Annotated in this window: 27 protein-coding genes and 1 pseudogene; 2 read left to right on the top strand and 26 right to left on the bottom strand. The window is 48.3% G+C overall.

The annotated features are described in order from the left end of the window. Nucleotides 1–92 precede the first annotated feature (92 nt). From AC2TDN_RS11895 to AC2TDN_RS11870, 6 genes are all read right to left on the bottom strand, one after another. Nucleotides 93–1,355, bottom strand: a complete 1,263-nt coding sequence (locus AC2TDN_RS11895; RefSeq protein WP_484688139.1) for a phospholipid carrier-dependent glycosyltransferase — start codon at nt 1,353–1,355, stop codon at nt 93–95. Nucleotides 1,356–1,385: 30 nt separating this feature from the next. Further along, nucleotides 1,386–1,730: an EamA family transporter gene (locus tag AC2TDN_RS11890; RefSeq protein WP_482069673.1), complete on the bottom strand. Its 345-nt coding sequence runs from the start codon at nt 1,728–1,730 to the stop codon at nt 1,386–1,388. After that, nucleotides 1,730–2,074, bottom strand: coding sequence for a DUF2304 domain-containing protein (locus tag AC2TDN_RS11885; RefSeq protein WP_482069672.1), 345 nt, complete (start codon nt 2,072–2,074; stop codon nt 1,730–1,732). The genes AC2TDN_RS11890 and AC2TDN_RS11885 overlap by 1 nt, the downstream gene beginning before the upstream one ends. A gap of 103 nt (nt 2,075–2,177) precedes the next feature. Next, nucleotides 2,178–2,960 (bottom strand): glycosyltransferase family 2 protein, encoded by a 783-nt coding sequence (locus AC2TDN_RS11880; protein ID WP_482069671.1) that lies wholly within the window; start codon nt 2,958–2,960, stop codon nt 2,178–2,180. A 270-nt stretch (nt 2,961–3,230) separates the two neighbouring features. Next, complete coding sequence (gene trxA / locus AC2TDN_RS11875) at nt 3,231–3,542, bottom strand: thioredoxin (protein ID WP_183562753.1); 312 nt, start codon at nt 3,540–3,542, stop codon at nt 3,231–3,233. A 73-nt stretch (nt 3,543–3,615) separates the two neighbouring features. Continuing rightward, complete coding sequence (locus AC2TDN_RS11870) at nt 3,616–4,035, bottom strand: RrF2 family transcriptional regulator (protein ID WP_169084447.1); 420 nt, start codon at nt 4,033–4,035, stop codon at nt 3,616–3,618. Between the two features lie 288 nt (nt 4,036–4,323). Here AC2TDN_RS11870 and AC2TDN_RS11865 point away from each other — a divergent pair, with 288 nt between their 5' ends. Then, entirely contained in the window at nt 4,324–4,533 is a 210-nt protein-coding gene (locus AC2TDN_RS11865; RefSeq protein WP_053373729.1) for a hypothetical protein, read from the top strand. 72 nt (nt 4,534–4,605) lie between these two features. Here AC2TDN_RS11865 and AC2TDN_RS11860 read toward each other — a convergent pair whose 3' ends face one another. From AC2TDN_RS11860 to AC2TDN_RS11790, 15 genes are all read right to left on the bottom strand, one after another. Beyond that, entirely contained in the window at nt 4,606–5,286 is a 681-nt protein-coding gene (locus AC2TDN_RS11860) for a serine/threonine protein kinase (RefSeq protein ID WP_482069670.1), read from the bottom strand. A gap of 635 nt (nt 5,287–5,921) precedes the next feature. After that, on the bottom strand, nt 5,922–6,245 hold the full coding sequence (locus AC2TDN_RS11855; protein WP_482069669.1) for a DMT family transporter: 324 nt from the start codon (nt 6,243–6,245) through the stop codon (nt 5,922–5,924). Nucleotide 6,246: 1 nt separating this feature from the next. Next, on the bottom strand, nt 6,247–6,675 hold the full coding sequence (locus tag AC2TDN_RS11850; protein ID WP_484688138.1) for a DMT family transporter: 429 nt from the start codon (nt 6,673–6,675) through the stop codon (nt 6,247–6,249). 6 nt (nt 6,676–6,681) lie between these two features. Then, entirely contained in the window at nt 6,682–7,287 is a 606-nt protein-coding gene (locus AC2TDN_RS11845; protein WP_484688137.1) for a TetR/AcrR family transcriptional regulator, read from the bottom strand. Nucleotides 7,288–7,478: 191 nt separating this feature from the next. Then, nucleotides 7,479–7,868: a hypothetical protein gene (locus AC2TDN_RS11840; RefSeq protein ID WP_484688136.1), complete on the bottom strand. Its 390-nt coding sequence runs from the start codon at nt 7,866–7,868 to the stop codon at nt 7,479–7,481. 26 nt (nt 7,869–7,894) lie between these two features. Then, a complete protein-coding gene (hisC, locus tag AC2TDN_RS11835) occupies nt 7,895–8,956 on the bottom strand; it encodes a histidinol-phosphate transaminase (protein WP_484688135.1) in 1,062 nt (353 codons plus the stop codon). Between the two features lie 78 nt (nt 8,957–9,034). Beyond that, a complete protein-coding gene (locus AC2TDN_RS11830; RefSeq protein ID WP_484688134.1) occupies nt 9,035–9,481 on the bottom strand; it encodes a VanZ family protein in 447 nt (148 codons plus the stop codon). Beyond that, on the bottom strand, nt 9,482–10,195 hold the full coding sequence (locus tag AC2TDN_RS11825; RefSeq protein ID WP_482069663.1) for a metallophosphoesterase family protein: 714 nt from the start codon (nt 10,193–10,195) through the stop codon (nt 9,482–9,484). It abuts the gene before it with no gap. Next, a complete protein-coding gene (locus AC2TDN_RS11820; protein ID WP_484688133.1) occupies nt 10,192–10,698 on the bottom strand; it encodes a GNAT family N-acetyltransferase in 507 nt (168 codons plus the stop codon). The genes AC2TDN_RS11825 and AC2TDN_RS11820 overlap by 4 nt, the downstream gene beginning before the upstream one ends. A 198-nt stretch (nt 10,699–10,896) precedes the next feature. Then, complete coding sequence (gene mobA / locus AC2TDN_RS11815; RefSeq protein WP_484688132.1) at nt 10,897–11,490, bottom strand: molybdenum cofactor guanylyltransferase; 594 nt, start codon at nt 11,488–11,490, stop codon at nt 10,897–10,899. An 83-nt stretch (nt 11,491–11,573) separates the two neighbouring features. Beyond that, nucleotides 11,574–13,247 carry a glutamine--tRNA ligase/YqeY domain fusion protein gene (locus AC2TDN_RS11810; protein WP_484688131.1) on the bottom strand — a complete coding sequence of 558 codons (1,674 nt, stop codon included), beginning with the start codon at nt 13,245–13,247 and terminating at the stop codon, nt 11,574–11,576. A 178-nt stretch (nt 13,248–13,425) separates the two neighbouring features. Next, nucleotides 13,426–14,790, bottom strand: coding sequence for a sodium-dependent transporter (locus tag AC2TDN_RS11805; RefSeq protein WP_484688130.1), 1,365 nt, complete (start codon nt 14,788–14,790; stop codon nt 13,426–13,428). 1,050 nt (nt 14,791–15,840) lie between these two features. Beyond that, a complete protein-coding gene (locus AC2TDN_RS11800; RefSeq protein WP_482065995.1) occupies nt 15,841–16,386 on the bottom strand; it encodes a glutathione peroxidase in 546 nt (181 codons plus the stop codon). A 244-nt stretch (nt 16,387–16,630) separates the two neighbouring features. Beyond that, nucleotides 16,631–17,977, bottom strand: a complete 1,347-nt coding sequence (locus AC2TDN_RS11795; RefSeq protein ID WP_482065996.1) for a DUF2252 domain-containing protein — start codon at nt 17,975–17,977, stop codon at nt 16,631–16,633. A gap of 19 nt (nt 17,978–17,996) precedes the next feature. Beyond that, the gene (locus tag AC2TDN_RS11790; protein ID WP_482065997.1) at nt 17,997–18,476 is read right to left on the bottom strand and encodes a CcdC family protein; all 480 of its coding nucleotides are present in this window, start codon (nt 18,474–18,476) and stop codon (nt 17,997–17,999) included. Between the two features lie 137 nt (nt 18,477–18,613). Between AC2TDN_RS11790 and AC2TDN_RS11785 the strand changes: the two are divergent. Further along, nucleotides 18,614–19,666 (top strand): annotated as a pseudogene (locus AC2TDN_RS11785) (ABC transporter substrate-binding protein); the annotation flags it as partial. A 113-nt stretch (nt 19,667–19,779) separates the two neighbouring features. On the opposite strand, the gene AC2TDN_RS11780 reads toward AC2TDN_RS11785, so the two are convergent. The 5 genes from AC2TDN_RS11780 to AC2TDN_RS11760 are packed head-to-tail and all read right to left on the bottom strand — an operon-like array spanning nt 19,780 to nt 24,875. Further along, a complete protein-coding gene (locus AC2TDN_RS11780; protein ID WP_484688129.1) occupies nt 19,780–20,574 on the bottom strand; it encodes an IclR family transcriptional regulator in 795 nt (264 codons plus the stop codon). A gap of 1 nt (nt 20,575) precedes the next feature. Continuing rightward, on the bottom strand, nt 20,576–21,673 hold the full coding sequence (locus tag AC2TDN_RS11775) for an S-methyl thiohydantoin desulfurase family protein (protein WP_484688128.1): 1,098 nt from the start codon (nt 21,671–21,673) through the stop codon (nt 20,576–20,578). Between the two features lie 51 nt (nt 21,674–21,724). Further along, the gene (locus AC2TDN_RS11770; RefSeq protein ID WP_484688127.1) at nt 21,725–22,639 is read right to left on the bottom strand and encodes a DMT family transporter; all 915 of its coding nucleotides are present in this window, start codon (nt 22,637–22,639) and stop codon (nt 21,725–21,727) included. 28 nt (nt 22,640–22,667) lie between these two features. Beyond that, nucleotides 22,668–23,495 carry a DUF427 domain-containing protein gene (locus AC2TDN_RS11765; protein WP_484688126.1) on the bottom strand — a complete coding sequence of 276 codons (828 nt, stop codon included), beginning with the start codon at nt 23,493–23,495 and terminating at the stop codon, nt 22,668–22,670. A gap of 21 nt (nt 23,496–23,516) precedes the next feature. Further along, entirely contained in the window at nt 23,517–24,875 is a 1,359-nt protein-coding gene (locus AC2TDN_RS11760) for an LLM class flavin-dependent oxidoreductase (RefSeq protein WP_484688125.1), read from the bottom strand. Nucleotides 24,876–24,895: the final 20 nt, after the last annotated feature.

Genomic DNA, 24,895 nt, shown 5'->3' with positions numbered 1-24,895 from the left:
ACTAGACGCGCCGTACAAGTGGGAAGTTGCACGATCCACGAAAAAAAGACTGTCCTAGGTCTATACCTTCGGACAGTCTTACATTATCAAGGTTATGCTGTTTTCCTTCGCGAGGAATAGGACCCTATCTTCTGCAAAATATATACACCAAGCCAAGATGACAAAATAATAAATAAAGGCATAACGGTAAAGTTATAACGATACTCCGGCACGAATACGAGTCTGATCATCGACATAATGATGATAACAACCGCAAGCATGGCTGCCGGATGCCTCCATCTCCATACAAGCGCAAGCAGCGGAATAATGGTGCTGTATACGATGAATAGGTGCATATAGGCTACCTTCGGATAGGCATGATAAATCGGCGTATGTCCGGACCCAAAGAACATATGCGTATACGTATATTTGAGCTTGCCTACCGTGTACCATTTTACATATTTCCAGGTTTGCTGCGTGAAACCCGCTTTAATGCGCGCCCAAGCATATTCATCCTGCGACATTCCGTTTTGGACAACAATTTTGTCGGTATAATCTTTATTCGGATATGTACCGGCTTTAAATGGATTAGACTGAGATGCGGTCATAACAAATTCATTCAATGTTACAACGTTGCGAATCCACCAAGGAAGCATCGTCGCCGACAGGCACAAGCCTGTAATAATGCCCAGCAATGCGACTTTTTTGAAAATAGCCAGCTTCGAGACTTTCGCATTCAACTGTTCTGATTTAGGCTTGAACCATTGCTGAAGCAAGAAAACGCCGTATAGCGGAACAAATAGTGGCAGAAACTCTGCTCTCACAAGCACGGTAATCCCGAGCAGCACACCTGCGAGCGCAGCATCGCGCTTTCGCTGCGTACGAAAGGCATAAAGCTGGATCGTTAAGTACGCCATCAGAAAAAATAACGCGAGCGTTTCCGTAAGAACAGCACCGTTCGCCCAAATAAAAGGATGATAAATCGCCGAGATAAACAGCGATATAATGGCGACCCACTTATTTCTTGTAGCAAGCATCGCGATAATATAAATCAGAATTAAGGTTGCTAAGCTGATGAGCATCTGCGCCCACCTTATAAGCGGGAACGGCTCCACGCCGATTTGATCAGCTATGATGTACATACCGGTCATAAATAACGGGTATCCTGGAGTTACTCTTGCGTTAGAAACCTCTTCTTTATAGGCATATATGCCTTTATCGAGAAGCCGATGAACCATCTCATCATAATATTTTGTATCATGCGACACGGTATGCTTAACCGAAGTAAGAAAGTCAGCTCTGACCCAAGAGGCAAGCAAAAAAATGAGGACAATCGCTATCGTCCATGCTTTGTTTTTTCTAACCCATTCAACCACGTTCGTTAATCCCCCTCAATGCTAAACCGCCTATTTCCAAGCGAGCACAATGACACCGACCAAAATAATGGCAGCACCAATCCAGCGCTGCAGCGGAACCGATTCATGAAATATAAATACAGCTGCTACTAAAGCTATTACATATGCCAAGCTTTGCAGCGGATACGCTAAGCTAAGCGGCAGTTTCTTAAGAACATACAGCCATAAGACCGTCGCAATGCCGTACAAAACAAGCCCCGACCAAATATGCGGCGACCACAGCAACGATACCCACGTATCGCCCTTGGCCGTATCCATCTTGTTCATTCCTGTTTTCCATAACAATTGACCCGAAACAAGAAGTAAAATATTAAAAACCAATACAATATATGCCATTAGGAATCCGACCTTTTGCGTTCATGTAGTTCGTGATGCAAAATACCGAGCTCTTGCGTAAGGCGAATAACCTTCTCCGATAATTTGGATACGATGACTGTAAGATGAAGAATCAATGCGACGCAGAATAAAATACCAACCAGAAACAACAAAGCCGGCGCGTAATTAATACCAACGGCATGTGCGAGCGAATCAATAATTTGAACGCGTACGGACAAGATCAGCATCACTACGCCAAACAACAGCCACAGCATGGAATACTGCTCGCGCAGCAATCTGCGGTTAATAAGCATAATAAGTACAAACAAAAAAACGACACTTGTGATAATCCACAAGGCTTGCATGGTGTATCCTCCTTAAAGTTTTGCGTAGCAAAACTCACTTCGTAAGCATGGACCTAGTTTGCGAAGCAAACTCACTTCGTAAGCATTTGCTTTCCTCTACGATCTACGATTGAATCTCAACCGGCTTTGTTGCCTTCAAGCTGCGAATGAACAGCGACAGCGTTACCTTAACCATATAGTACACCGAACGCAGCGCATTTATTGACGATGTTCCGCCCGTGCGCGCCTCCATGACTACTGCAACCTCGCTCGTACGCAAGCCGCTGCGATGAATGAGCACGATTGAGTCCACCTCTGGATAATCCGTTGCATAATCGCTTTGAAATACCGAAATCGCCCGCTTATTCGCAGCACGGAATCCTGATGTCACATCAAGGACGCGCTTGTGTGTCATTGCGCTGACGATCGTAGATAAAATTTTGATTCCGACTCTCCGCGTCGCTGAAGACAGGAAGCCCGTTTGTTCAATGAAACGCGAGCCAATCGCCAAATCCGCTTTTCCGCTAAGCACTGGCTCTAAAATAAGATGAAGCTGCTCCGCTTTATGCTGTCCGTCTCCATCAACCTGAACAGCTACATCATAGCCATAGCGGTGAGCGTAACGATATCCAGTCTGCATAGCGCCGCCGATTCCAAGATTAGTCGGAAGTGTGACAACAGCCGCACCGTTCGCTTCAGCTACCTCGCGAGTACGATCCTTTGAACCGTCGTTGATGACTAGTATATGAGCAGACGGGCAATGAGTCTTCACATCTTGAATCACATGGCTTATGCTGTGCTCTTCGTTATAAGCCGGTATAATGATCAATATTTTAGAAGACGCCAACCCTTGCAGCAGGGACTCTCCGGTAACCGTACTGTCCTTTTTTGTAATCACTGCGTTCACTACATCACCACTCCATAAACCATAATTTGGGTGCGCTGGTGCGCACAATACTATCAATTCTACTTGATACCTCTCTTAGAAAGCAACAGAAACTATTGTGAAAATGTGTAAGATATGGTCATTTCGAGTGGAATTTCTATCGTTTTCATGGATAATATAGTATCCGCTTATTAATAGATGGAACAATTTACGAAAAAAATATCGCCCAGCAACCAGCCAATGACTGATAACCAGACGATAAATAGACGTTTATTCGTTTCAAAAAGTTGCTTACAGCTGACCGGAGATTTTTGCTTTCAAAGCATCTTTGCTTTGAACGCCGACCATTTTGTCAACGGGTTGACCGTCTTTGAACAAAATCAATGTCGGGATACTCATAACGCCGAATTGCGAAGCCAATTCAGGCTGCTCGTCAACGTTGATTTTTGCGATTACAGCTTGACCTTCCAATTCAGTGGAAAGCTCCTCAACGATTGGAAGCTGCATTTTGCAAGGTCCGCACCAAGGTGCCCAGAAATCTACAAGGGAAACGCCGTTTTGAATGCTCTCGTTAAAGTTCTCTTTTGTTAATGCTACTGCCATTTCAATCATCCTCTCCAAACAATGTGTATGATAAAGGGAATACCCGTCTCACCGCTTATTGAATCATTATTTGCTAACCGCATGCGTGTATTTGCTTCAAAACATCTTGAATCGTTATCGCGCTAAAATGGCTTTCGAGCTGCTTCTCCGCTGTGCAAAAAATACCGAACATCACTTGATTCATATTCGATCCAACGACACAATCCATCTCTGGATTGCCCGAGCACCAGCTCGGAATAAGCGAGCCTTGTGCCATCACTCGATAGATGTCGGCCAATGTGACCACATTTGGATCAATGGTCAGCCTGTAGCCGCCTCCCGATCCTTCACGCGTATCCACATATCCACTGCGGCGCAAACCACTCATTACCTTGCGAACGCGAGCAGAGTGAGTGCCGACATTGTCGGCGATCATATCGCTGCTAGCCATTTTCTCCGGTAAATAAGCCAAGTAAACGAGACTGTGTACGGCAATCGTAAATTCGCTGTTCACTGTTTAAGGGCCTCCCTGCTTTGTACTGTAATTTTATCAGTTACAGTTAGGTTTGTCAATAGTCAGGTCGCCAAGTTGCTTTCTTAGGATGCGGCATGGCTTGAATGGTTATTCCCCCTCAGATTTTGGATCGTACATGAAAGTATTTTTTGACTCACTGTCATGTTTGAATGCTTTCACTGAATAAATATGAAATGTGCAATCTCTTTCGGTTTGACCATCCAAGCCGGAAAGCACATGCTTCCTAAGTCGGTTTTACTATGTAAAACGTTAAGGAGGTGACGCATAATGGCATTATTTTGGAATCGTTGGATACCCGTTCGTACTGAAGGAGGTTCAAGATCGGAGCTAATCGACCGGTTGCAGGCCCATTTCAAAGCAAATGGATTGAAATCCAAAATTACCATTGAAGGCAATTCCTTGAGACGGATTCATGTGCTTAAAAAGGACGCCGATCTCGCCAAGGTGCTGCTTGACGCTTTCGATGAAGAGCATTGATGCGAGGGTTTTCGAAAAAGATTGCCTGGCAGCGGCTGCTCAGGAAGAGCAGCCGCCGCTTCGGTTATTCGGTTATGACGAGCGACCCACCACAGAAGAGCTTCGCATCCAGCGATAGCCTTTGCGAACACCGTTGAGCACCCATTCAGGGACAGGTCTCGGCTTTTTGGACAAGAAGGGCATATAAATCTTGTTGTACGCTTTTTTGAGATCATCCCACATCGTACATGGCTCTTCCTTCAAAAAATCAGAAATATCGAGGACGATGCCGCGACCATCCTTCACCATCACATTTTTCCCATGCACGTCATGCGGGAACAATCCGCGGGAGCGTGCGTAGTCGAGCGCTTGATCGATGTCTTCAATAACCTTGGTCGGAATGGCTACACCATCGATGATGCATTGATATAAGGTCTTCCCTTTTAATCGCTTTAAAATCAAATAATAATGCCCGTTATACTCCCCTGCGTGGTAACACATCGAATAGGCAGGATGATTGCCAATTAATCGGTAGACCTCGCATTCGCTTTCCCAACCCTCGCGGTTAGGCGCATATACCTTGACCGCTATATCCGGATAATCGCCATGCGTAAATACGCCAGCGTAGTTCCCTGCTCCAAGAAGCTTCCATCCGAGCGGCAGTACAGCCACACGAATCGGATTTTTGGGGTCTATGCTGCTAAGTTCAACTTCAGATAGCAGCGACCGTTCGGTTAACGAGATTAGCATCTCCAACTGCAAGTCATCCATCATGTATCACATCCCGCTTTTCCTTTAGTTTCATCTTATTCCTCTATATTGTAAAACGAGCTGGTTCAAAAATAAAGCGCACCCGTTAAGCTTTTCATTTCCATCTGCTAATCTTACTATTTTCTTAACAAATCGATTAACTCCTTAACGATTTCTAACAATAATTTTCACCTTGCTTATCATTGCATTAAGGTTGCTGCAGAATTATTGAACGGCCCCTGCCTTCGTGTTATTTTCGTGAGGATTCCAATCCAAACACGAAAGGGCGAGCCTATAACCACGACATCGAACTTGCAAAACAGAAACGAACAAATCCCCGAGCTTCAGATCGCAAGAACACTCTCGATCCTCGGTGTGCTGTCTGTTCATGCCAGCGCATCCGCAACAACTTCCATGCTGAATTCAGGCTACTTCTCCCTTTACAATTTCATTTACATTTTCATAAAATTTGGTACACCGACGTTTATTTTGCTCAGCACAAGAGCCACAAAGCATACAAAGGATTAATTGCAGCTGTTAGTATGCTTTTGACAAGCGGATCCTTTGACAATATTGAGATCCCATCCTGCTCCAAAGAAAACGAGGCTGTTCGGCAAGGTCAAATACCTTGCCGAACAGCCTCGTTTAAAAAATGGCCGCTAATGGCCGCCGCTCACAACCTTAAGCCCAATCACACCTGCTATAATCATCGATAAGAACAGCATTTTACGCCAATCCCGCGATTCGCCAAAAATGAACATCCCAAGCAAAACGCTGCCGATCGAGCCGATCCCCGTCCATATCCCATAAGCCGTACTAATCGGTATAGTCTGCAACGCTTTAGATAAGAAGAAAAAGCTGACAAAGCCCGCTCCGATTGCACCAACGGTTCCCTTCCATTTCTTGAAACCGTCTGACAGCTTCATAAAGGTAACGCCTCCGACCTCACCTAAGCCGGATATAATTAAAAAGACCCAAGCCATGTTACGTACCCACCTTTTCACGATCTTTGTTGTTTGTTCTTACCGTTTTCGCTGCTGGCCGCTCCTGAATAGATGAAGCTGTTTCTGCCTGCTCTGCCGCCGCTGCCGGCTTCTCCTTCGACACAAGCTTCAGTCCAACGATGCCTCCAACTAATAAAGCAATAAAGAACAAGCGCCAGAAATCCGCTGGTTCATTCAATATTAAAATGCCTGCTATAACCGTGCCGACCGTTCCGATCCCTGTAAATATCGCGTAAGCAACGCCAATCTCGATCGTTCTCATCGCCCGTGCAAACAGCATAAAGCTCACTACAAGCAGCACGACCGTCACGATACTCGGAACGAGCTGCGTAAAGCCCTCTGAATATTTAAGACCAAACGTCCAGCCAACCTCCAGAAAGCCTGCTAATAGTAAATAGATCCACTGCATGATTTTTCAATCCTCTCTCGCTGTCATCGTCCAAAGCTTCCACAATGATTGCCACACCATTCGCTTCCTTTTTTCGAACAGCTCTTCCTCATATAATTGGTTTTCGACAAGAATGCCATCGACGCACACGTAGAAGGCTGCGATCAGCCGCTCTTCCTCCTCACGGTTAAACAATCCCTCGGATGCTCCTTTATGCAGCACCTCTATAAGACCTTCGGTCAGCTCAATCTCATAGCGCAAGAGATCCTGCCTCAATTGATCCCTTAAATGCCGCGGCGGTACAAGAATCGTCCGCTTCAGGAAAGCCTGCCCGGTCGTCATATGATTAAGATCGGTAAAAAAAGCAAATAATCGATAGACCTGCTGCATGATCGGCTCCTGCTTGATGGCCTGAAGCAGCTCTAAATATTGTTTCCGCTCTTCTGCGATCACTTCTTGAATGAGCTGCAAGAACAGCTGCTCCTTCGATTTATAATGCGCATAAATAGACGGCGTCTTGATGCCGACCGCTTTGGCAATTTCTGATAAGGAAGCTCCTTCGTAACCGGACTCCGTGAACATCGTTAATGCTGCCTGCTTGATTCTCTCTGCCGTAGAAGGCTCCGTGCTCATCCGTAATCCCTCCCGCCGTCTCGTCCGTTCTCATTGCCTAACGAACGTTAGTTAATTTAATAGAATTGTAAGACGGAACTGCCAAAAAGTCAAGGTACGAGCTATTGGAACAAAAAAAACCGTGCATGCTCCTTTTAATGAGAGGAGGACCATGCACGGCTTACTTTTGAATTATTGTTATTTGTTCTGGTTCATTCGATGCCAAAGCATCCAACCCGTATAATGATTATGCCTAAAACGATGCTCAGCACCATTACGACGACATTCAGAATAAGGCAATAAACGAGCAGCAGCCCAAAATCCGCATATTGGTCCGATAGCGGCAGAACTTGACTAAGAATGAAAGCAAGCAGGACGCTAAACGGTATCCAGAACAAGAAGATAAAGGCCGGAAAGTACCAATGCCGATTCCGAAACAGCTTCACAATAGGCAAAACGAATGCGATGACCATCAATATGCAAACGAGGTAGCTCCACTCTACAATTCCGCTGTTAAAGTAGGCTGCATACAGAAAGACATTGCTGACTACAGCATAAATTGCACTTAGCAGCAGTATTGACCTCATTGATCGTCTGAACAACAGCTGCTCCTTCGCTGCCTCTTCCATTACACGCCTATAATTTCTTGAAGCGCCTGAATAAAAGCATCCATTTCTTCATCCGTACCGATGCTTACCCGCAAATATTCATTAATGCGAGGCTGATTGAAGTAACGAACAAGCACGCCCTTGTCTCTAAGCTGCTGGAAAATGGATTCAGCCGCTAGGCTAGGATGCGAGATAAAGACGAAATTCGCTTTCGAGTCGGTCACTTTGAAGCCAGCTGCAAGCAGCTGTTCTGTCACCCTCTCACGCGTAGCCATCACCTTTGCTGTCGTTTCACGGAAATAAGCATCGTCCTCGAGCGAAGCGATGGCGCCAGCTAAGGCGAGCCGGTCAATCGTATACGAATTAAATGAATTTTTGATCCGATTCAGTCCTTCGATCAGCTCCTCGCTGCCAAAGGCAAAGCCGACGCGAAGCCCAGCAAGCGAACGTGATTTCGAAAGCGTCTGCACGACGAGCAAATTCGGGTAGTCCTTTATCAGCTCGATGGCCGATTGCCCTCCAAAATCGATATAAGCCTCATCAATAATGACTGCCTGATTCGGATTGCCTTCAAGCAGCGTACGAATGCTCTCGAGCGGAATCAATTCCGCTGTCGGGGCATTTGGATTCGGTATGATGATGCCGCCATTGTCCGAAGCATAGGCCTCTACCTGCACATGAAACTGCTCGTCCAGCGGAACAAGCTCTGTCTGCAAACCGTAGAGCTTCGCATACACCTTATAGAAGCTGTACGTAATATCCGGGAACAGCAGCTTCTTCGCTGGACCGAAGAAAGCAGCAAACGCAAAAGCTAAAATTTCATCCGAGCCATTGCCTACAAACACTTGCTCAGCTGGCAGGCCGTAATAGCTCGCAGCAGCTTGTACAAGTCCCTCGCAGGTAGGATCGGGATACAGGCGAAGATCCGCATTTGCGGCTGCTTTGATGGCATCGATTACTTTCGGGGATGGCGCATAAGGATTCTCATTCGTATTCAGCTTAATATACGTTCTATCCTTCGGCTGTTCGCCTGGCACATACGGTACGAGAGAAGCGGTCAATGGACTCCAATATTTACTCAATGGTTTTTCTTCCTTTCGTTTCCTTATTCCAAGTCATTGCTTTTATTTTAACATTAAAGGATATGCGAGTCACAGAGCCTAGCGGACAACAAGCTTGACCATCAGCAAGCCAAGCATCGCTCCGAAGGTATTCAAGATAATATCATCAATATCGAAGCTGCCTACCCGTGTCAGCATTTGCGCGAGCTCGACGATTGTAATAAGCAAGATGGAGGCTCCCGCAAGCGCGAGCACTCGTCTGTATTTTTTATTTAATAAAGGCAAAAAAAGTCCAATCGGTATAAATAAAACGATATTTCCGAATAAATTTTTGAACCAAATATCAAAATTGAAATGATCATAATGGACGATATATTTTTTTATTGTAAAGAGTGGAACGAGATTATAGCTGTAGCCTTCGCCAAAATAGCGATTTCGGTAAAATAATAACCAGCCCATAATAAGCGCGTAGCCTAAGCCGAGTACGGTTAGAAACAGATTCAGCAGCAAGCTTTTGAAATGAGCATTCGCATACATCCGCATCATTTACAGCCTCCAAGGCGCTGAATAAACCTTAAATTCATCTGCTCCTGTAATCGCTAGACCGTTAAGCTGATGTCCTGTCGCACAGCCGCCGTCAACGCCAATTTTGCCGGGACCGAACCACACATCTGGCTTTTTGTGAATATCTATTGTTTTCGTATGGCCGAAAATAACCGTTTTGCTCACATTGGTAGGCCTGGTCAGAAAAGGCTGTTTAATGTAGAGAAAATCTCGCGGAGGCTGTTCCTTCCAATTCAAGTAATTGGGATTAAGACCGGCATGCACATAAATAAAATGTTCGTCCTCATGGTAATAGGGAAGGTTGTCAAGAAAGGTCATGTGATGCGAATAACGCTCTTGAACAGCCTCCTTCGCACACTCGATGACATGCTCAATCGAGCCTTGCTTGATGCCGGCATAGCTCTCTGCCGTCTGCCTGCCGCCGTGACCGGAAAATTTCATCAACGCATGCTCGCTTCGCTCCAGCATAACATCGACGAGCCTCTCGTCATGATTGCCCTGAATAGCAATCGCGCCGTCCTTCTGAACGAGTCCTATAACCTGCTCAACCACATCCTTGCTCCTTGGACCGCGATCAACAAAATCGCCAAGCAGCATGAGCTGATCCTCGCCTGGGCAATAGTTCATCTTCTCAAGCAGATCATTAAAAGGCGTATAGCAGCCGTGGATGTCACTAATGACTAGCGTTCGCTTCATACGCGTCTCCCCGAGATCACAAGATCTCTCTCTACGCCATCGAGCACTGCAACCTTAGGCAGATGCCCCCATACCTCGAACCCAAACTTGCGAAGAAGCGCCAGACTTGGCTCATTGTGTCCGAATACAAAGCCAAGCAGCGTATTCAGCCCTAACCTCGGGCATTCTTCGATGGCCTTCTGAATCAGCACCGAGCCAAGGCCGCGCGATCGGAATTGCTCCGCTATATAAATGCTGATTTCTGCCGTGGCATTGTAGGCAGGTCTGCCGTAAAAAGATTGAAAGCTAAACCATGCCGCAATTTCTCCTTCCATTCGCAAAACCCATAATGGACGAAAATCGGCAGAATGCTCATCGAACCAAGCTCTTTTGCTATCTACAGTCGCCGGCTCCAAGTCCGCTGTTACCATACGGCTCGCAATCGTTGCATTATAAATGTCGACAATACGCTCTAGATCGCTTAGCTGAGCGTCGATAATTTCATATTGTTGCTGCCTAGACATATTCTCCACCTCTTACCTTCCAATGTGTCGCTTGCGGTGTTTCCTACTGCTTATTATTAATGATTTATGAAGGCCAAAGGCTCTCTTAACTTTGACAAATTATATCACACCGCCGTTTGTTTGAGCATCCAAAAATAATAGCCCGCCAAGCAAAACGCTCGGCAGGCCTAGTGCATCAAAAACCTTTCTTCGCAACTCTTAATCACCAATATATTTGGTGTAATCATCCGGCGTGTTGAGGTTGGTGAAAATAGTTTTGCCGCCGTTCGCAAGCGGATTAACGACGACGGTATTCAGCCCTTCTAGCAGCCGCATGACACGGAAATCCTGCTGATCGAGCGCTGCCGCTATTTGAGGGACCGCCCTTGCATGATAAAGCGCATGAAACGGCTGGCCGGCGGCGTGAATGACGTCCGCCCCGCTCTTCACATGGCCCATGAGCTGCGTGAGCAATTCCTCGGACAGCTGCGGCATATCGCAGGCCATTACGAATACATAGCCTTCAGTGACAGTAGATAAGCCTGCATGAACGCCGGACAACGGACCACAGCCTGGATAGCGATCCAAAGCAAAGCTCACGGACTCTCCCAAATTACCGAGAATACTGCGATAAAGCGCTTCTCGCTCCGATGATCCTACCGATATAATCACATGCTCTGTCAATGCGCGCAGTCGTTCTACCAGAAGGTACAGCAGCGGCTTGCCCTCAATGAGCAGCAGTGCTTTGTCCGTCCCCATTCTAGAGCTAAGTCCGCCAGCCAGAAGCAAGCTATGGATGTTATGCTTAATCATTCGATCCCCCCTATAAAATAGAAAGAAAGAAAGCCTGCCGAGTGTATAGATCTCGGCAGGCTTCTTCTGCGCTTCGCATACGCTTATGCTTTGGACGGATCGAATGAGCTTTTCAGCGAAACGATACGATTGAAGGCCAGCTTCTCTGCCGTCGTATCCTTCGGATCCACATTAAAGTAGCCGTGGCGGAAAAATTGGAACTTGTCGCCGCCTGCCGCATCCTTCATGTTCGGCTCAACGAAGCCAGCCAGCACCTCAAGCGAATTCGGATTGATGCATGCAAGGAATGGCTTGCCTTCCTCTTCTGCCTCGCTCGTAATTAGCGGTTCGAACAAACGGAAATCCGCAGGTACAGCGGAAGATGCGTCTACCCAGTGAATCGTGCCTTTAACCTTGCGTTCGTTAAAGCCTGAGCCGCTCTTCGTCTTCGGATCATAAGTGCAGTGCAGCTCGATTACGTTGCCGTCCGCATCCTTGATCGCTTCTTGGCAGGTGATGAAATACGCATGCTTGAGGCGTACTTCATTGCCAGGGAAGAGACGGAAATATTTGTTCGGAGGATTTTCCATAAAATCATCCTGTTCAATGTAGATCTCGCGGGAAAACGGAATTTGACGGATTCCCATCTCTTCGTTCTCAGCGTTGTTTTCTGCTTCCAGCAGCTCGGTTTCACCTTCTGGATAGTTCGTAATGACGACCTTCAGAGGCCGCAATACAGCCATCGTGCGAAGAGCCTTCAGCTTCAAATCTTCTCTTATAAAATGCTCCAGATTGCGCTCGTCCACAAGGCTGTTGCTCTTCGATACGCCGATCTCGCGGCAAAATGCGCGTATCGCTTCAGGCGTGTAGCCTTTGCGGCGCAAGCCGCTGATCGTCGGCATGCGCGGATCATCCCAGCCGTCTACGACCGCCTCGTCTACCAATTGCTTCAGCTTGCGCTTGCTCATGACGGTATTCGTCACATTCAGACGGGCAAATTCATATTGGCGTGGAGCAGCTTCCATCTCGCATTCCGCGATCGTCCAGTCATATAGCGGACGGTGATCCTCGAACTCTAGCGTACAGATCGAATGCGTAATGCCTTCGATGGCATCGCTCAGCGGATGAGCGTAGTCATACATCGGATAGATGCACCATGCATCGCCCGTGCGGTGATGATGCGTATGTGCGATTCGGTACAGAACGGGGTCGCGCAGCGTGATATTCGGCGAAGCCATATCGATCTTGGCGCGCAGCACCCGCTCGCCGTCCTTGAACTCGCCCGCGCGCATACGCGTGAACAAGTCGAGGTTCTCCTCTACGGAACGGTTCCGATAAGGGCTCTCCTTGCCTGGCTCGGTCAATGTGCCGCGATATTCGCGCATTTGCTCTGCATTCAGATCACATACATATGCTTTGCCCTTCTTAATAAGCAGCACGGCACGGTTATAAAGCTCTTCAAAATAATCCGACGCAAAACGTAGATCATCCCATTCAAAGCCAAGCCAGCGGACATCCTCTTGTATGGATTCCACATACTCCGTATCTTCTTTGAGTGGATTCGTATCGTCAAAACGCAGATTCGTTCTGCCTTTGAACTCATCGGCAAGCTCAAAGTTCAGGCAAATCGACTTGGCATGTCCAATATGCAAATAGCCGTTCGGCTCCGGCGGGAAACGAGTGACAATTTCCTGCACATGGCCGCTCTTCAAATCTTCGGCTACGATGTTTTTTATGAAATTCGAGGATGATGACTTGTTCTCTACTGCATTCTCCATCTGCGACCAACCTTTCCCACGGAAAATATTTATCCTCTTATAATACACAAATTTCCGCGAAATTATAATACTCCCTGCATGTCGGCGTCATTTTCGCAGAAAGCACAAAAGCCCAACCTCTATTCGAGGCGAGCTGTTTAGCTTATCAATTATAGCAACTCTCTAGTTGACTCCAGCTTTAAAACGATATGATTCCTGACGAGTAAAGAAAGACGAGCAGCACAAGAATCGGCGCTACGTAGCGCAGCATGAACATCCACAGCCTCAGCCACCATGTAGACAAGCCTGCTTCCTCCGCCGCACCCTTCCATGCATAGCCGACGAACAAGGTAACCGCTAGCCCGCCGAGCGGAAGGACGATATTGGAGCAAATGAAATCCATCCAATCAAAGAAAGACTTGCCGCCAAACGTCAGCCACGGCGCTTTATCTCCTAATGATAGAGCGGAAGGCAGCCCGACTAAGAAGCAAAGCAGCGTCAGGATCACGACTGAGAATTTACGGCTCCAGCCGAATGCTTCGCGGACGAAGGCAACGGGCACCTCAAGCAGCGAGACCATGGAGGTCAGCGCCGCGAAGGCTAGCAGCACGAAGAAGAGTCCTCCAAAGATGGCTCCCAGCGGCATCGCTGAGAAAGCAGCCGGCAGCGCAACGAATACGAGACCAGGACCTTGCGATGCTTCTAGTCCGTATACGAACGTCGTAGGGAATATGATCAATCCAGCAAGAAAAGCATAGGCTAAATCCCCAATGCCAATGGCTAGCGTAGCGAGTCCAAGCGATTGCCGCTTGTCGACATAAGCGCCGTAAGTCATAATAGCCCCCATGCCGAGCGATAACGAGAAGAAAGCATGTCCAAGCGCAACGAGCGCTGACTCAGCCGAGAGCTTGCTGAAGTCGGGCTTTAGGAAAAAAGCGACGCCCTCCCCTGCTCCCTCTAACGACAATGCGCGCACGCAAAGTACAATGAGCAAAATAACGAGCCCCGGTATAAGAATCTTATTAAACTTCTCGATTCCAGCTGACACACCCTTGATAATGACGAAGCCCGTCAGCAGCATGACGATAAATTGCCAGAGTACAGGCATCCAGCTTGCGTTAAAATTGCTGAAGAGCAGCGTATAATCCTTAGTCTCGAACAGCTTTCCCGTAAAAGACAGCATTGCATAATGCAAGGTCCAGCCAGCCACCACCGCATAGAAGGACAATATGACAAACGCACCTATAATCGTAATAAATCCAAAGCCGCCCCAAATCTTCCGTCCACTGAGTCGAATGAGCGAGGTAGCCGCATTTCCTCTGCCTCCCCGTCCCACCGTCAGCTCGGCGAGCAATACGGGCAAACCAACAAGAAGCAAGCATATTACGAATAACATGAAAAAGGCCGCGCCCCCGTATTGGCCTGTAATATATGGAAACTTCCACATATTTCCGAGACCGACTGCACTTCCGATCGCCGCCAAAATAAATCCCGAGGACGAGAACCTCTCTTCCTTATTTTTCACCTTGCCATGCAAAGGCCCTGACTGAAACTGATCCTTCATTAAATAATTCCTCCCAAATTTCTTTGCAAAATTCTTCTAAGGTGCTGATGGGTAGTATGACCATTTCCGAAAACTATATCTGCATTCGTACTAGCCAACATAGCACAAGATTCAATTCATAAAACAAGCCTATCGATCAATATCCAATGTACATTATATCCGAAGGCCTCGTCTCTGCACAGACATTTGCAGCAATAATCTCACTTTCTTTGCAATAAATAGATATTTTCAAAATGCCGTAAAGTGCTCTGCGCTATAGCCACTAACTAGCAATACATTTTACCAGCATATTTCACACCCTTTCCCCAGCGCCTAACCCGATCTCATTAATCAATTTCATTTTCATCAAAATATAAGTGTATATTTATTATTTTTGTATAATTAAACTCTTTCAAATGGATAGACACATTTCTACCATTATTCAAATAAAATACTATAATTAAAGGAATTCAAGCACACTTAAACTTAAAAACCTCATCATTTTTATTGCACATAAACAACTTAATATCACACTTATTTAAGCGTAATATTGCATACCAATCGGTCTCCAAGGCATAAAAAATAGATAGAAACAGGATATCCGTTTCTATCTATTTTCAACCTGTCACGACAAATAGCAGCACATCCAAAAATCAACCCAAGTTCAACAAATGCAGATGCGTTGGCGCACGATTGGAGTGACCAAACTGCGAAGCAACCTATCACCTAAACTGCTGCTGCAGAGTAACCAAGCCCCAATTTGAGGCGCGTTCTACTTATGTATAAGGAGTAAGCAAGGGGGGCAAAGCCAGCCTTTTGTATCTACAGCATTTTCGCCATTAATGCGGTCCTCTTGCACGAGGCGATGCGCTCAGCATCTAATGCCCCTGTATAGAGGAGTCGCCTCTTTTCCTACGTATGGCACGCGTACCGCAGGTGCTTATCCGTCATTCGCCGCACAAGAGATCGCCAGCTTGCGTCACTTCTCGCTCTAAAACGACTGAAACAGCCAATAACTGGGCTTTTTTTCGCCGGGAAGCCGCATGTATTTCATTTTTTAGTGAGGGAGCACTACAGCAGCTGCTCGATATCGGCCTTCATCTCGAGGGGCTCGTCGGTCGATTCGAACCGTTTGACGACATTTCCTTCACGATCGATCAGAAACTTCGTAAAGTTCCATTTGACCGAATTGCCCTCGAGGTAATGAGGGAGCTTCTCCTGAAGAAAGGCATGAAGCATTTTGCCGCTAGACTCGTTCACATCAAAGCCATTGAAATGCGCTGCTTCCGTCAAATGCTTAAATAACGGATGAGCCGTTTCGTCCCTTACATCGGTCTTAGCGAAGAGAGGGAACGATACCCCATAATTCAACTGGCAAAAGCTTTGCACATCGGAATTCGCACCAGGCTCCTGGTCGCCGAATTGGTTGCTTGGAAAGCCAAGAATTTCGAGCCCCTGATCTTTATACTCTTCATACAACTTTTGCAGATCGGTATATTGCGGCGTAAAACCGCATTTGCTAGCTGTGTTGACGACGATCAACACCTTGCCCTTATATTGCTCCATGCTTATTTGCTCACCTTTAATGTTCTCTAGCTCATACGAATAAATGCTCATGGCCTGAATACCTCCTGTTGATCTGCGTCTATTTGAGTAAATTAAATTGTATACAACTTAATTATTAGTAAAGAATACCATAAAGAGAATCAGCTTGTCAAACAAATCTATGCTGTCCATTTGTGCGGCTTGCCGTCGATTTCTTTCGAGTATATTTTCAAAAACCCCTCCTGAAAAGTAAAAAGACTGCTCCCGAGGCAAAGGGTTTCGCCTTCTGAGAGCTGTCTTATTTGTGTACGGCTATTTATAAATGCGATTGCTTCTTTCTTCCGCTTAACCAATCGGTGAACAAAGCGTAATCATGCTCAGCTTGATCTGCATAGGAAATCGCCCAATTCGCAATCGAAGTACAGAATGCGTCCTCATCATTGCCCATTGCTTTCACGATTTCCACTTCGCTGTGGTAAGCCAAAATGCCTTGAGCAACATCGGCATCGGCACGCGCGTGCATCTTTGCCGTCAATTTCCCCATGCTGTCCGTGACCGATAGCAAATCACCTGCCGTTTCAAGCGATTCAAGCTTAAGCCGCTTCTTATACGGGGATCGCTCACGCACATAGAATTGCCGATCGCCTATAGTCAGCCACCCAAGGTAAGGGTCCGCTTCGTGATGCATCGCCTTCTGCGTCATCGTCACCCGCTGGCCCTGATGCTCGAACATGGTCCAGAATGACTCGTCATAAGGCATGAAGTAAGCAGGAACGGGAACGCGCACCTCTTTCACCTCTAGCACGATATCATCCTCACCCTGTGCTTCTTCGCCCGCTTCAATGAGCACATAGAACCGGTCAAGCCCGATAGAGGCCGTCCCCGAGCCATGCTTCACCGCAATATCCTTCACCTGAAAATGTCGCAGCTCCTCCGTATCATCCGCTGCAACGGTAGTCAAATAATCCGGCCATGCTTCCAGCAGAGCAGCCCGCTCCTCATCGGTTGGCGGTACGATTTCATCGGTCGCCGCAAATTGCCGATGCTCCTGAACGAGCGCGGTTACCTTCTCCAGAAAATGCTGATCCTTGCGCTTCTGCAGCTTTTTGAGCAGCTTCTTCACCGGGCCTTCCGCCTGCTCCATATCTATCGAATACGTGCCAGGGTCATCCTTCCCCTTTGCGAATCGGCGCATTTGCTTGGAATAGGCCTGCAAGTAAGCTTCAATCGAGCTGAACTGGCTTTCATAGGTCTGTCCCTTGAGCCTGCTGACAAGCGCAATGCTCACTGACATCCGCAGCAAGTCATACAAATACGAGCCCAAGTACCCTTCATCAAAATCGTTCACGTCATAAACGAGCGTTCCCCGCTCATTGCGGAAGGCGCCGAAGTTCTCAAAGTGCAAATCGCCCTGAATCCAGGTTGGACGGCTAAGCGGCGTATGATAGGGAAACCATTCCCGTGATACGTCAAAATAAAACAAATAAGCGCTGCCGCGAAAAAACGAAAATGGCGTTTCTGACATTTTCAAATACTTTTCCTCGCGCTTGCTGCGATCAAGCTTCATAATCTTTTGATCAAACTCTTGAAATATCGCGGATAATGTCCGTTTTCTCAGTTTGTTCTGCGTCAGCTTTACACGTTCTGCGAGCTTCGGATCCATATGCCTTCCCCCATTCAATCTATGTCTCTACTTTTTGAAGCCTCATATAATCGCTAATCATAGCAAGCCGCCACGGAATAATCATGCCAAACGCCAGCAAGTAGAAGATAGCGCCGGTTTGCGGAATCGACATATACTGCTCCACAACGCGATGAAGCGCTAGCCTACTGACGAACAGCGTCAGCATAATAAATATGAACGCCTTCGAGCGCCTGACGTAGATTTCGGATTCCACACGCTCCAGGCGGGTTGTGACGATTAGCGGAAACGCAAAGATCAGCAGGCCGGTTAAAAACGAGGACAAGCCCCATACCCATGGAATGTGCGTCGCCGAGAAGGCAAACATCATGAAGCCCGTTGCCATGCCAAGCGGCGGAATAATAATTTTGCGCAAAGAGGTTGGCTGCTTCCCTGCACGAATGCGAAGGATAATAAGTGTAAGCCCAGCCAAAGCCGATACGATGATCGAGCTGACTTGAATAAAATATGTAGAGAGCAATACGGCGTCCTCCCCTATGTAATGGTATGAGTGCCCTATTATTTCTTACATCGTACTGCAAAACAGGGATCACTGCAAACCGCCCTAGCCTCTTATTCCGTCTCGCCCAAGCGGTATGCCTTCGGTGAGATGCCCTCGGCGGTGCTGACTATGGCGCATCCCTTAAAACAAAATTTGCTGCCGGCGACGCTCCTGACATTTTCTCCAACGGCGGCTTTGCAGAAATGGAAATGTGGCTGGACAAGCTGGAGGATCTATCCGACCAAGCATGGGTGAAGGATCTTGTTCCTTTAGCTGCTGAGCCGATGACCAAGGACGGCAAAGTATACGGCATGGCGATGAACCTTGAAGGGTTCGGCTACATTTACAACAAGGATCTTTTTGCTAAAGCAGGCATTACGGAGCTTCCAAAAACGTACTCTCAGCTAGAAGCGGCCGCAAAAACATTAAAAGCAGCCGGCATTACGCCATTCGCTAACGCATACCAAGAGTGGTGGTTGATGGGTAACCAAGGCATTAACCCTGCATTTGCACAACAACCGGACGTGAATGCATTTATCGCAGGACTTAACGATGGCTCCGCAAAAATTCCCGGCAACGAGAAATTTGCGGAATGGGCTAAGCTGATGAAGCTGACGGTTGATTACGGCAACAAAAACCCGCTTACAACCGACTACAACACGCAAGTATCGCTATTTGCAAGCGGCGAAGCGGCAATGATGCAAGAAGGCAACTGGGCACAAGTGCAAATCGACAGCATCAACCCTGATATGAACCTTGGCGTTCTGCCAATGCCGCTTGGCGAGGATGCTGAAGCGAACGACAAGCTGAACGTTGGTATTCCGGCTAACCTTGTGATCAACAAAGAATCCGATGTGAAGGAAGAGGCCAAAACATTCCTGAACTGGCTCGTGACTTCTGATATCGGTAAAGAATACATCGTGAAAAAATTCAAATTCATTCCGGCTCTTTCCACGATTACAGCTACTCCCGAGGAAATGGGCGATATCGGAACCGAGGTTTACAACTACGTACAAGCTGAGAAAGTGCTAGGCTTGCAATCCTCGAAATTCCCCGATGGCGTAACGCAGGAATTTGCCAGCGTCATTCAACAGTACATCGCAGGCAGAATCGATGAGTCCGCATGGGAGACTGGCATGCAAGGCGCATGGGATAAGCTTAAGAAATGATAGAAAAAAGGAAACAGCCGTTTAACCGTCCATCATGGAGGTTAAGCGGCTTTTTTTCTTGACCTATAGCTGCAGCGAATTACCTGCCGTTATTAACGTCTGGCTCTTCGCTTCTATTCTTTCCCCAGCTTGCGCGACAGCAGCTCGGCAGCTTGCTGTACCGCTTGAATCGATAGATGTCTTAGCTTGTCATCAAAGCGGTATTTGGGACCGGCAATAGACAAGCTCGCAACTAGTGTGCCTCTCGAGTCGAAAACAGGTGCGCCAACGGCGAATGCATCGGGATCAATCTCCCCCTGCGTGAGCGCATAGCCCTGCTCGCGAATGCCGTGCAATTGCTGCAGCAGCGACTCCTTAGACAGATCCGGCGCCCACCTGTCTAACACATTCTGAATCGTTTTTTCGCTCTCGTAGGCTAGAATCGCTTTGCACGACGCCCCCAAGAATAGCGGCAGCATTCTTCCATTTTCAGCAGAATACTGGATGAGCGCCTTGCTCCTAACTGTCTGGATGCTGATTGCGCTCGTGCCCGAACGGATGAACAGCAGCGAAGTTTCATTTGTTGTCTGAGTCAATTCCTCCATGACTGGAAGCGCCAGTGGTACAATTTCTCTATGCATCTGTTGACTAAGGCTCCGCGCAAGGTCCAAAATCCGCATGCCAAGGCCGATCTGCCCTTTCCCTCTGCGCTCCACGATTCCGTTTTGCTCCAGCGTCTGCAGGAATCGATAAATCGAGCTCTCCGGTATAGCCACCTTCTGTGCGATGTCGGTAACGGACAATGCCCCGTCCGCTTCGGCAAGCGCGAACAGGATGTCCAGCGCTCTGCCTAACGTTTGCGTGCCATTAATAGACCTTGCCTCGGCGTTTACATTTGAATTTGCTTCTATCGCTTTGGTGGTCATCATCCTATTCCTGAATGCCTTCCAGCGCATAGATCGCGAGCGGTATCCCAAGCGCTTTCTCTACTTCGGGATATACGGTAGGGTCCTTGACGCTTGAGCTTAGCGGGACATGGTTCTTGTTGATAGAAAGCACGGCAAGCTTGCTGCCTGCCTCCACATGTCCAACGCTGACAGGCAATCCCGTATCGGTAGACAGCGTCGTAATGACATCAGGGTACGTCGTTAACCGGTTGCCGCGACTGTCGTCCGCAGCCATATATTCGTTCATGACATGAAGCTTGATGGTGTCACCCTCAATCTCCACATCAATCGTTCCGATATCGAAAGCTCCTGAATAATGAACGTCTCTGCGCGTAACAACGCCTTGCCCCAGAATAGTGCCTTTTGTCTGAGTTACAATCGTATCGATAACCGCTTGAGCGCCTTGCGGCTGCGCTGCAATAATCGCTTTCCCAAGCTCAATTGCGATCGTAATGCCGCCGATTGCAGCATGCTCTTTAATATAGGAAGCCGGAAGCGGATGGCGCGCCGATGCGATGAAGCCTCCTGCTTGATCGGCGGCTGTGCGCAATATGTTTGACGTCTTAGAGGGCGAGCCTTTGACGACGAGCTCAAGATAGGAGCCATTCTCGCGTTTTCCTCCCACGACCACTTGAATCGTTTCGTAGTCCTCCAAAGCGGCGAGGCCCATCGAGCCCATTTTTCCGGTAGGATGCGCGCGGATGTCCCCAGTTGCATCAACCACCGCCAAATCAAGCAGCGCGGCCGGAAGCCAGCCGTTGATCGTGCTTGACATTCCGTTTTGAGGAGTCATGACGCCTACGATTTTGCCGTCGTAGTTCTCTTGCAGCAGCTTCACCGCTTTAATATAATCCGTTCCGAGCATTTGCCAATCTGTACCCGCAGGCGCACCGATTGCCGTTGCTGTAATAACGATGGCATCATCCGGCAGCTCATGGACGGAAACGAGCCGCGGCTTCCCGATCGCTACGGCTGCTCCCCCGATTTGCAGCCCATGGTCCACCCAGCCACCGCCTCCGCATGCAAAGACCGAGCCTCCTCTTACCGCTGCCCATACATCCTCATCCGTCAGAATACGCATACGATTTCCTCCTATTTCAACCTCGATTACGAGTTTTTTTGTAACAATTGATTATCCAGACTTCCCTGCCTCTGCGCTTGGTTTCCGATTCCATGAATAGTTGGAAATAAATACGCCAGCCAAAATAATCACTCCGCCCAGCATCTGAGACCCTTCAATGGCATCTCCCAATATCAAATAGCCGGCAAGGAGCGCGATGAATGGCGGCAGGTTATTGAATATTGAAGCGGTTCCGGCACCCACAACAGCAACGCCGCGGGTCCACCACCAGCCTGCCAGCACGTTCAATAGACTTGCGACAGCAAGCAGCACCCACATCATGCCCGCTCCGCTTGCTTCAAACTTGCCAAACACGCCTTCACCAGCTGCAATCGGGAGCATGAGTGCTCCCCCCAGAAACGTGGAATAGAAATTGACTGTAAATGCCGAAAGCCTTTGCGATAGCCTGGGAATGAACAGCAAACTGATTGAGAAGCCAAGCATCGCAACGATTAAATAAAGATCGCCAATCGATACGCCAAAGTCTGATCGGCCTGAGGCAACGATGGCGAGAACGCCGGAGAAACCAAGAAGCGCCCCGCCCAGCTTCCTGCCCTCCAGCCTCACTCGGAAAAATATAGCCTCCAGCAGAAGGGTCGCAAGCGGGGCAACTGCATAAATCAGTGCGCCTTTGGCAGCAGTCGAATACTGAAGACCAAGAAAGTAAAGGGGCTGCTGAATGAATGTGAAAAAAAAGGAGGACGCGAGCAGCAGCAGCCACTCGGTCCTTGTTGGTTGCTGGAGGGACTGCGTCCTGCTGATCACCAGCAAGATCACCGCTGTCACTAAGATCCGAAGAAAGGATAGGAGCACGGGGGAAAAGCCTCTAAGCAAATAGGCGCTAAGCACGTAGCCGATTCCCCACAAAACCGTAACGGCAAACAGCCCAATAAAAGCCGATTTTCTTGATGGCAGCGCAGCTAGCATTACAACCACTTCCCGAGTTGCTTATTCATCAGGAATGAGACGCGGCATTTTTATACGGGAGCCGGTCCGCTTCCTGCAGCTTCCACTGTACGCCATCGACATAAATGGCATCGACTTCCTCATTATAAAAGCTGAGCCGCCCAGCTATTTCATGCACCTCCGGAAGCGCATCTTCATAGCTCCACACAATATCATCGATCGTCTGCCCATCCTCGCGAGCAGCCGACCAGTAGGAGGCCGTCCCTTTGTACGGGCATTGCGTCGTCGTGGCGGAAGGCTTCAGCAGGTCGAACCGAATATCCTCTTTCGGCAAATAATAGCGGGGCGTCAAGCCGGTTTCGTACAAAATAACCGGACGACGACTGTCCGCTATCAGCTTGCCGCCTATGTATACCTGCACATGGCGGGAGCTTGGAATCGCATCGATTCGGGAATACGGATCTCTGGCATGAACGAAAATTTGCTCTTCTTCCTCATACCAGGCATCCGCCAATTTCCAGACAAAGGAGACATAGCCTTCTATGACCGAGCTCTCGCCTGCTGGCTCTGGATATTGCCAGGCAGCACGCTCAAAGATACGGTCTCCGACTGTAATATCCCCATAGACAGCCTCACCCTTGTTCCCTTGCTTCTCGCGCTGCTCCGACCAAGCGATAAGCTCCGTCTTCACATCCGCCAGAGGAAAATAGTAGACAGGCAGCCTTCCCGTTTCCGTGACGACCAAAACCTGCTTGCTATCCGCTACTGTAATTCCGCCAAAGATGACGCGAATCCATTTGGGGCTGCGCTCCGCTCTGATTTGCCACCCTTCCTGCTGACCATCACGCAATGACCATTGGGGATCGATATGCGACATATTCCATCACTCCTTATCTCATTAGATACGTACGGACGTATGCCGATTGGACGGGCGCTGCAAATTCAGATGCTCGCGAAGCGTACGGCCCGTATATTCTGTGCGGAACAAGCCGCGGCGCTGCAGCTCGGGAATAACCAAATTAACAAAATCGTCCAGACTGCCCGGCAAATGAGGGAAAGCGATATTGAAGCCGTCAGCCGCTCCATTCACGAACCATTCCTCGAGATGGTCGGCGATTTGCTCCGGCGTACCGGCGAAGCCGCGCTTGTTCGTTACCCGCTGATACAATTGACGGAGCGTTAAAGGCTCTTTCTTCAAAATCTCCAGTATTCGCTCCAGACCGCTCTTGCTCTGATTGAAGCTGTTTAGTTCAGGAATGAAAGGCAGCGGCTCGTCAAGCGGATAACCGGAAATATCGTGGCCAAGATAGTGCGACAGCAGATCCAGTCCCAGCTTCTGCGGCGTAAGCTCCTCAATTACAGCGAGACGCTCCTTGGCTTCCGACTCCGTCCGGCCGATAATCGGCATAATGCCCGGCAATATTTTCAGCTCGTCAGGATGTCTGTTGTATTTGACCATTCTATCCTTGATATCCTTGTACAGACGCTGTCCATCCTCGAGCAAACCGCCTGGCGCAAACGTCGAGCCCGGGGCAAATACGACCTCCGATTTGGCGGCAGCCAGCTCCTTGCCAGCCTCGGATGCACCCGCCTGAATGAGCACGGGATACCCCTGTGGCGGACGAGAAACGTTAAGCGGACCTCGTACATTAAAATCGTTGCCTTTGTGATCTAAGTTATGAAGCTTATCCTTATCGGCAAAATAACCGGTTTCCTTGTTGAAGAGCAGGGCATCATCCTCCCAGCTGTCCCACAAGCCTTGCGTCACATCTACGAACTCGCTTGCCCGCTCATATCTCAGCGCATGCTGGAGATGCTTCTCCTTGCCGAAGTTGCGTGCTTCCTCATCCGTTTGAGAGGTTACGATATTCCACGCCGAACGTCCGTTGCTTAAGAAATCAAGCGTAGCCAGCTTTCTGGCGATATGATAAGGCTCGTTATAAGTAGTGGAGATCGTCGCAGCCAACCCTATGCGCTCTGTCACAACCGATAATGCCGATAAAAGGGTGAACGGCTCCGGCCGAATGCTGTTGGAATGGCTTACGCCGGATTCGAACCGATCCCACACGTATAGCTCATCCGCATAAAAGAACATATCGAACTTTCCGCGCTCAGCCGTCTGCACAATTCGTTTGTAATAATCGAAATCAAGCACTCCTTCCGCTTCCGCCTCCGGATGGCGCCAGCTGGAAATATGCTCCCCAGCCGGAAAATACATCATGGCGCCTAGTGCCATCTGTTTTTTTGGTGTGCTCATTTACAATCACTACTCCTTCA

The sequence above is a fragment of the Paenibacillus sp. Y660 genome (assembly GCF_057221575.1).
This window is presented reverse-complemented; position numbering and strand designations above follow the sequence as displayed.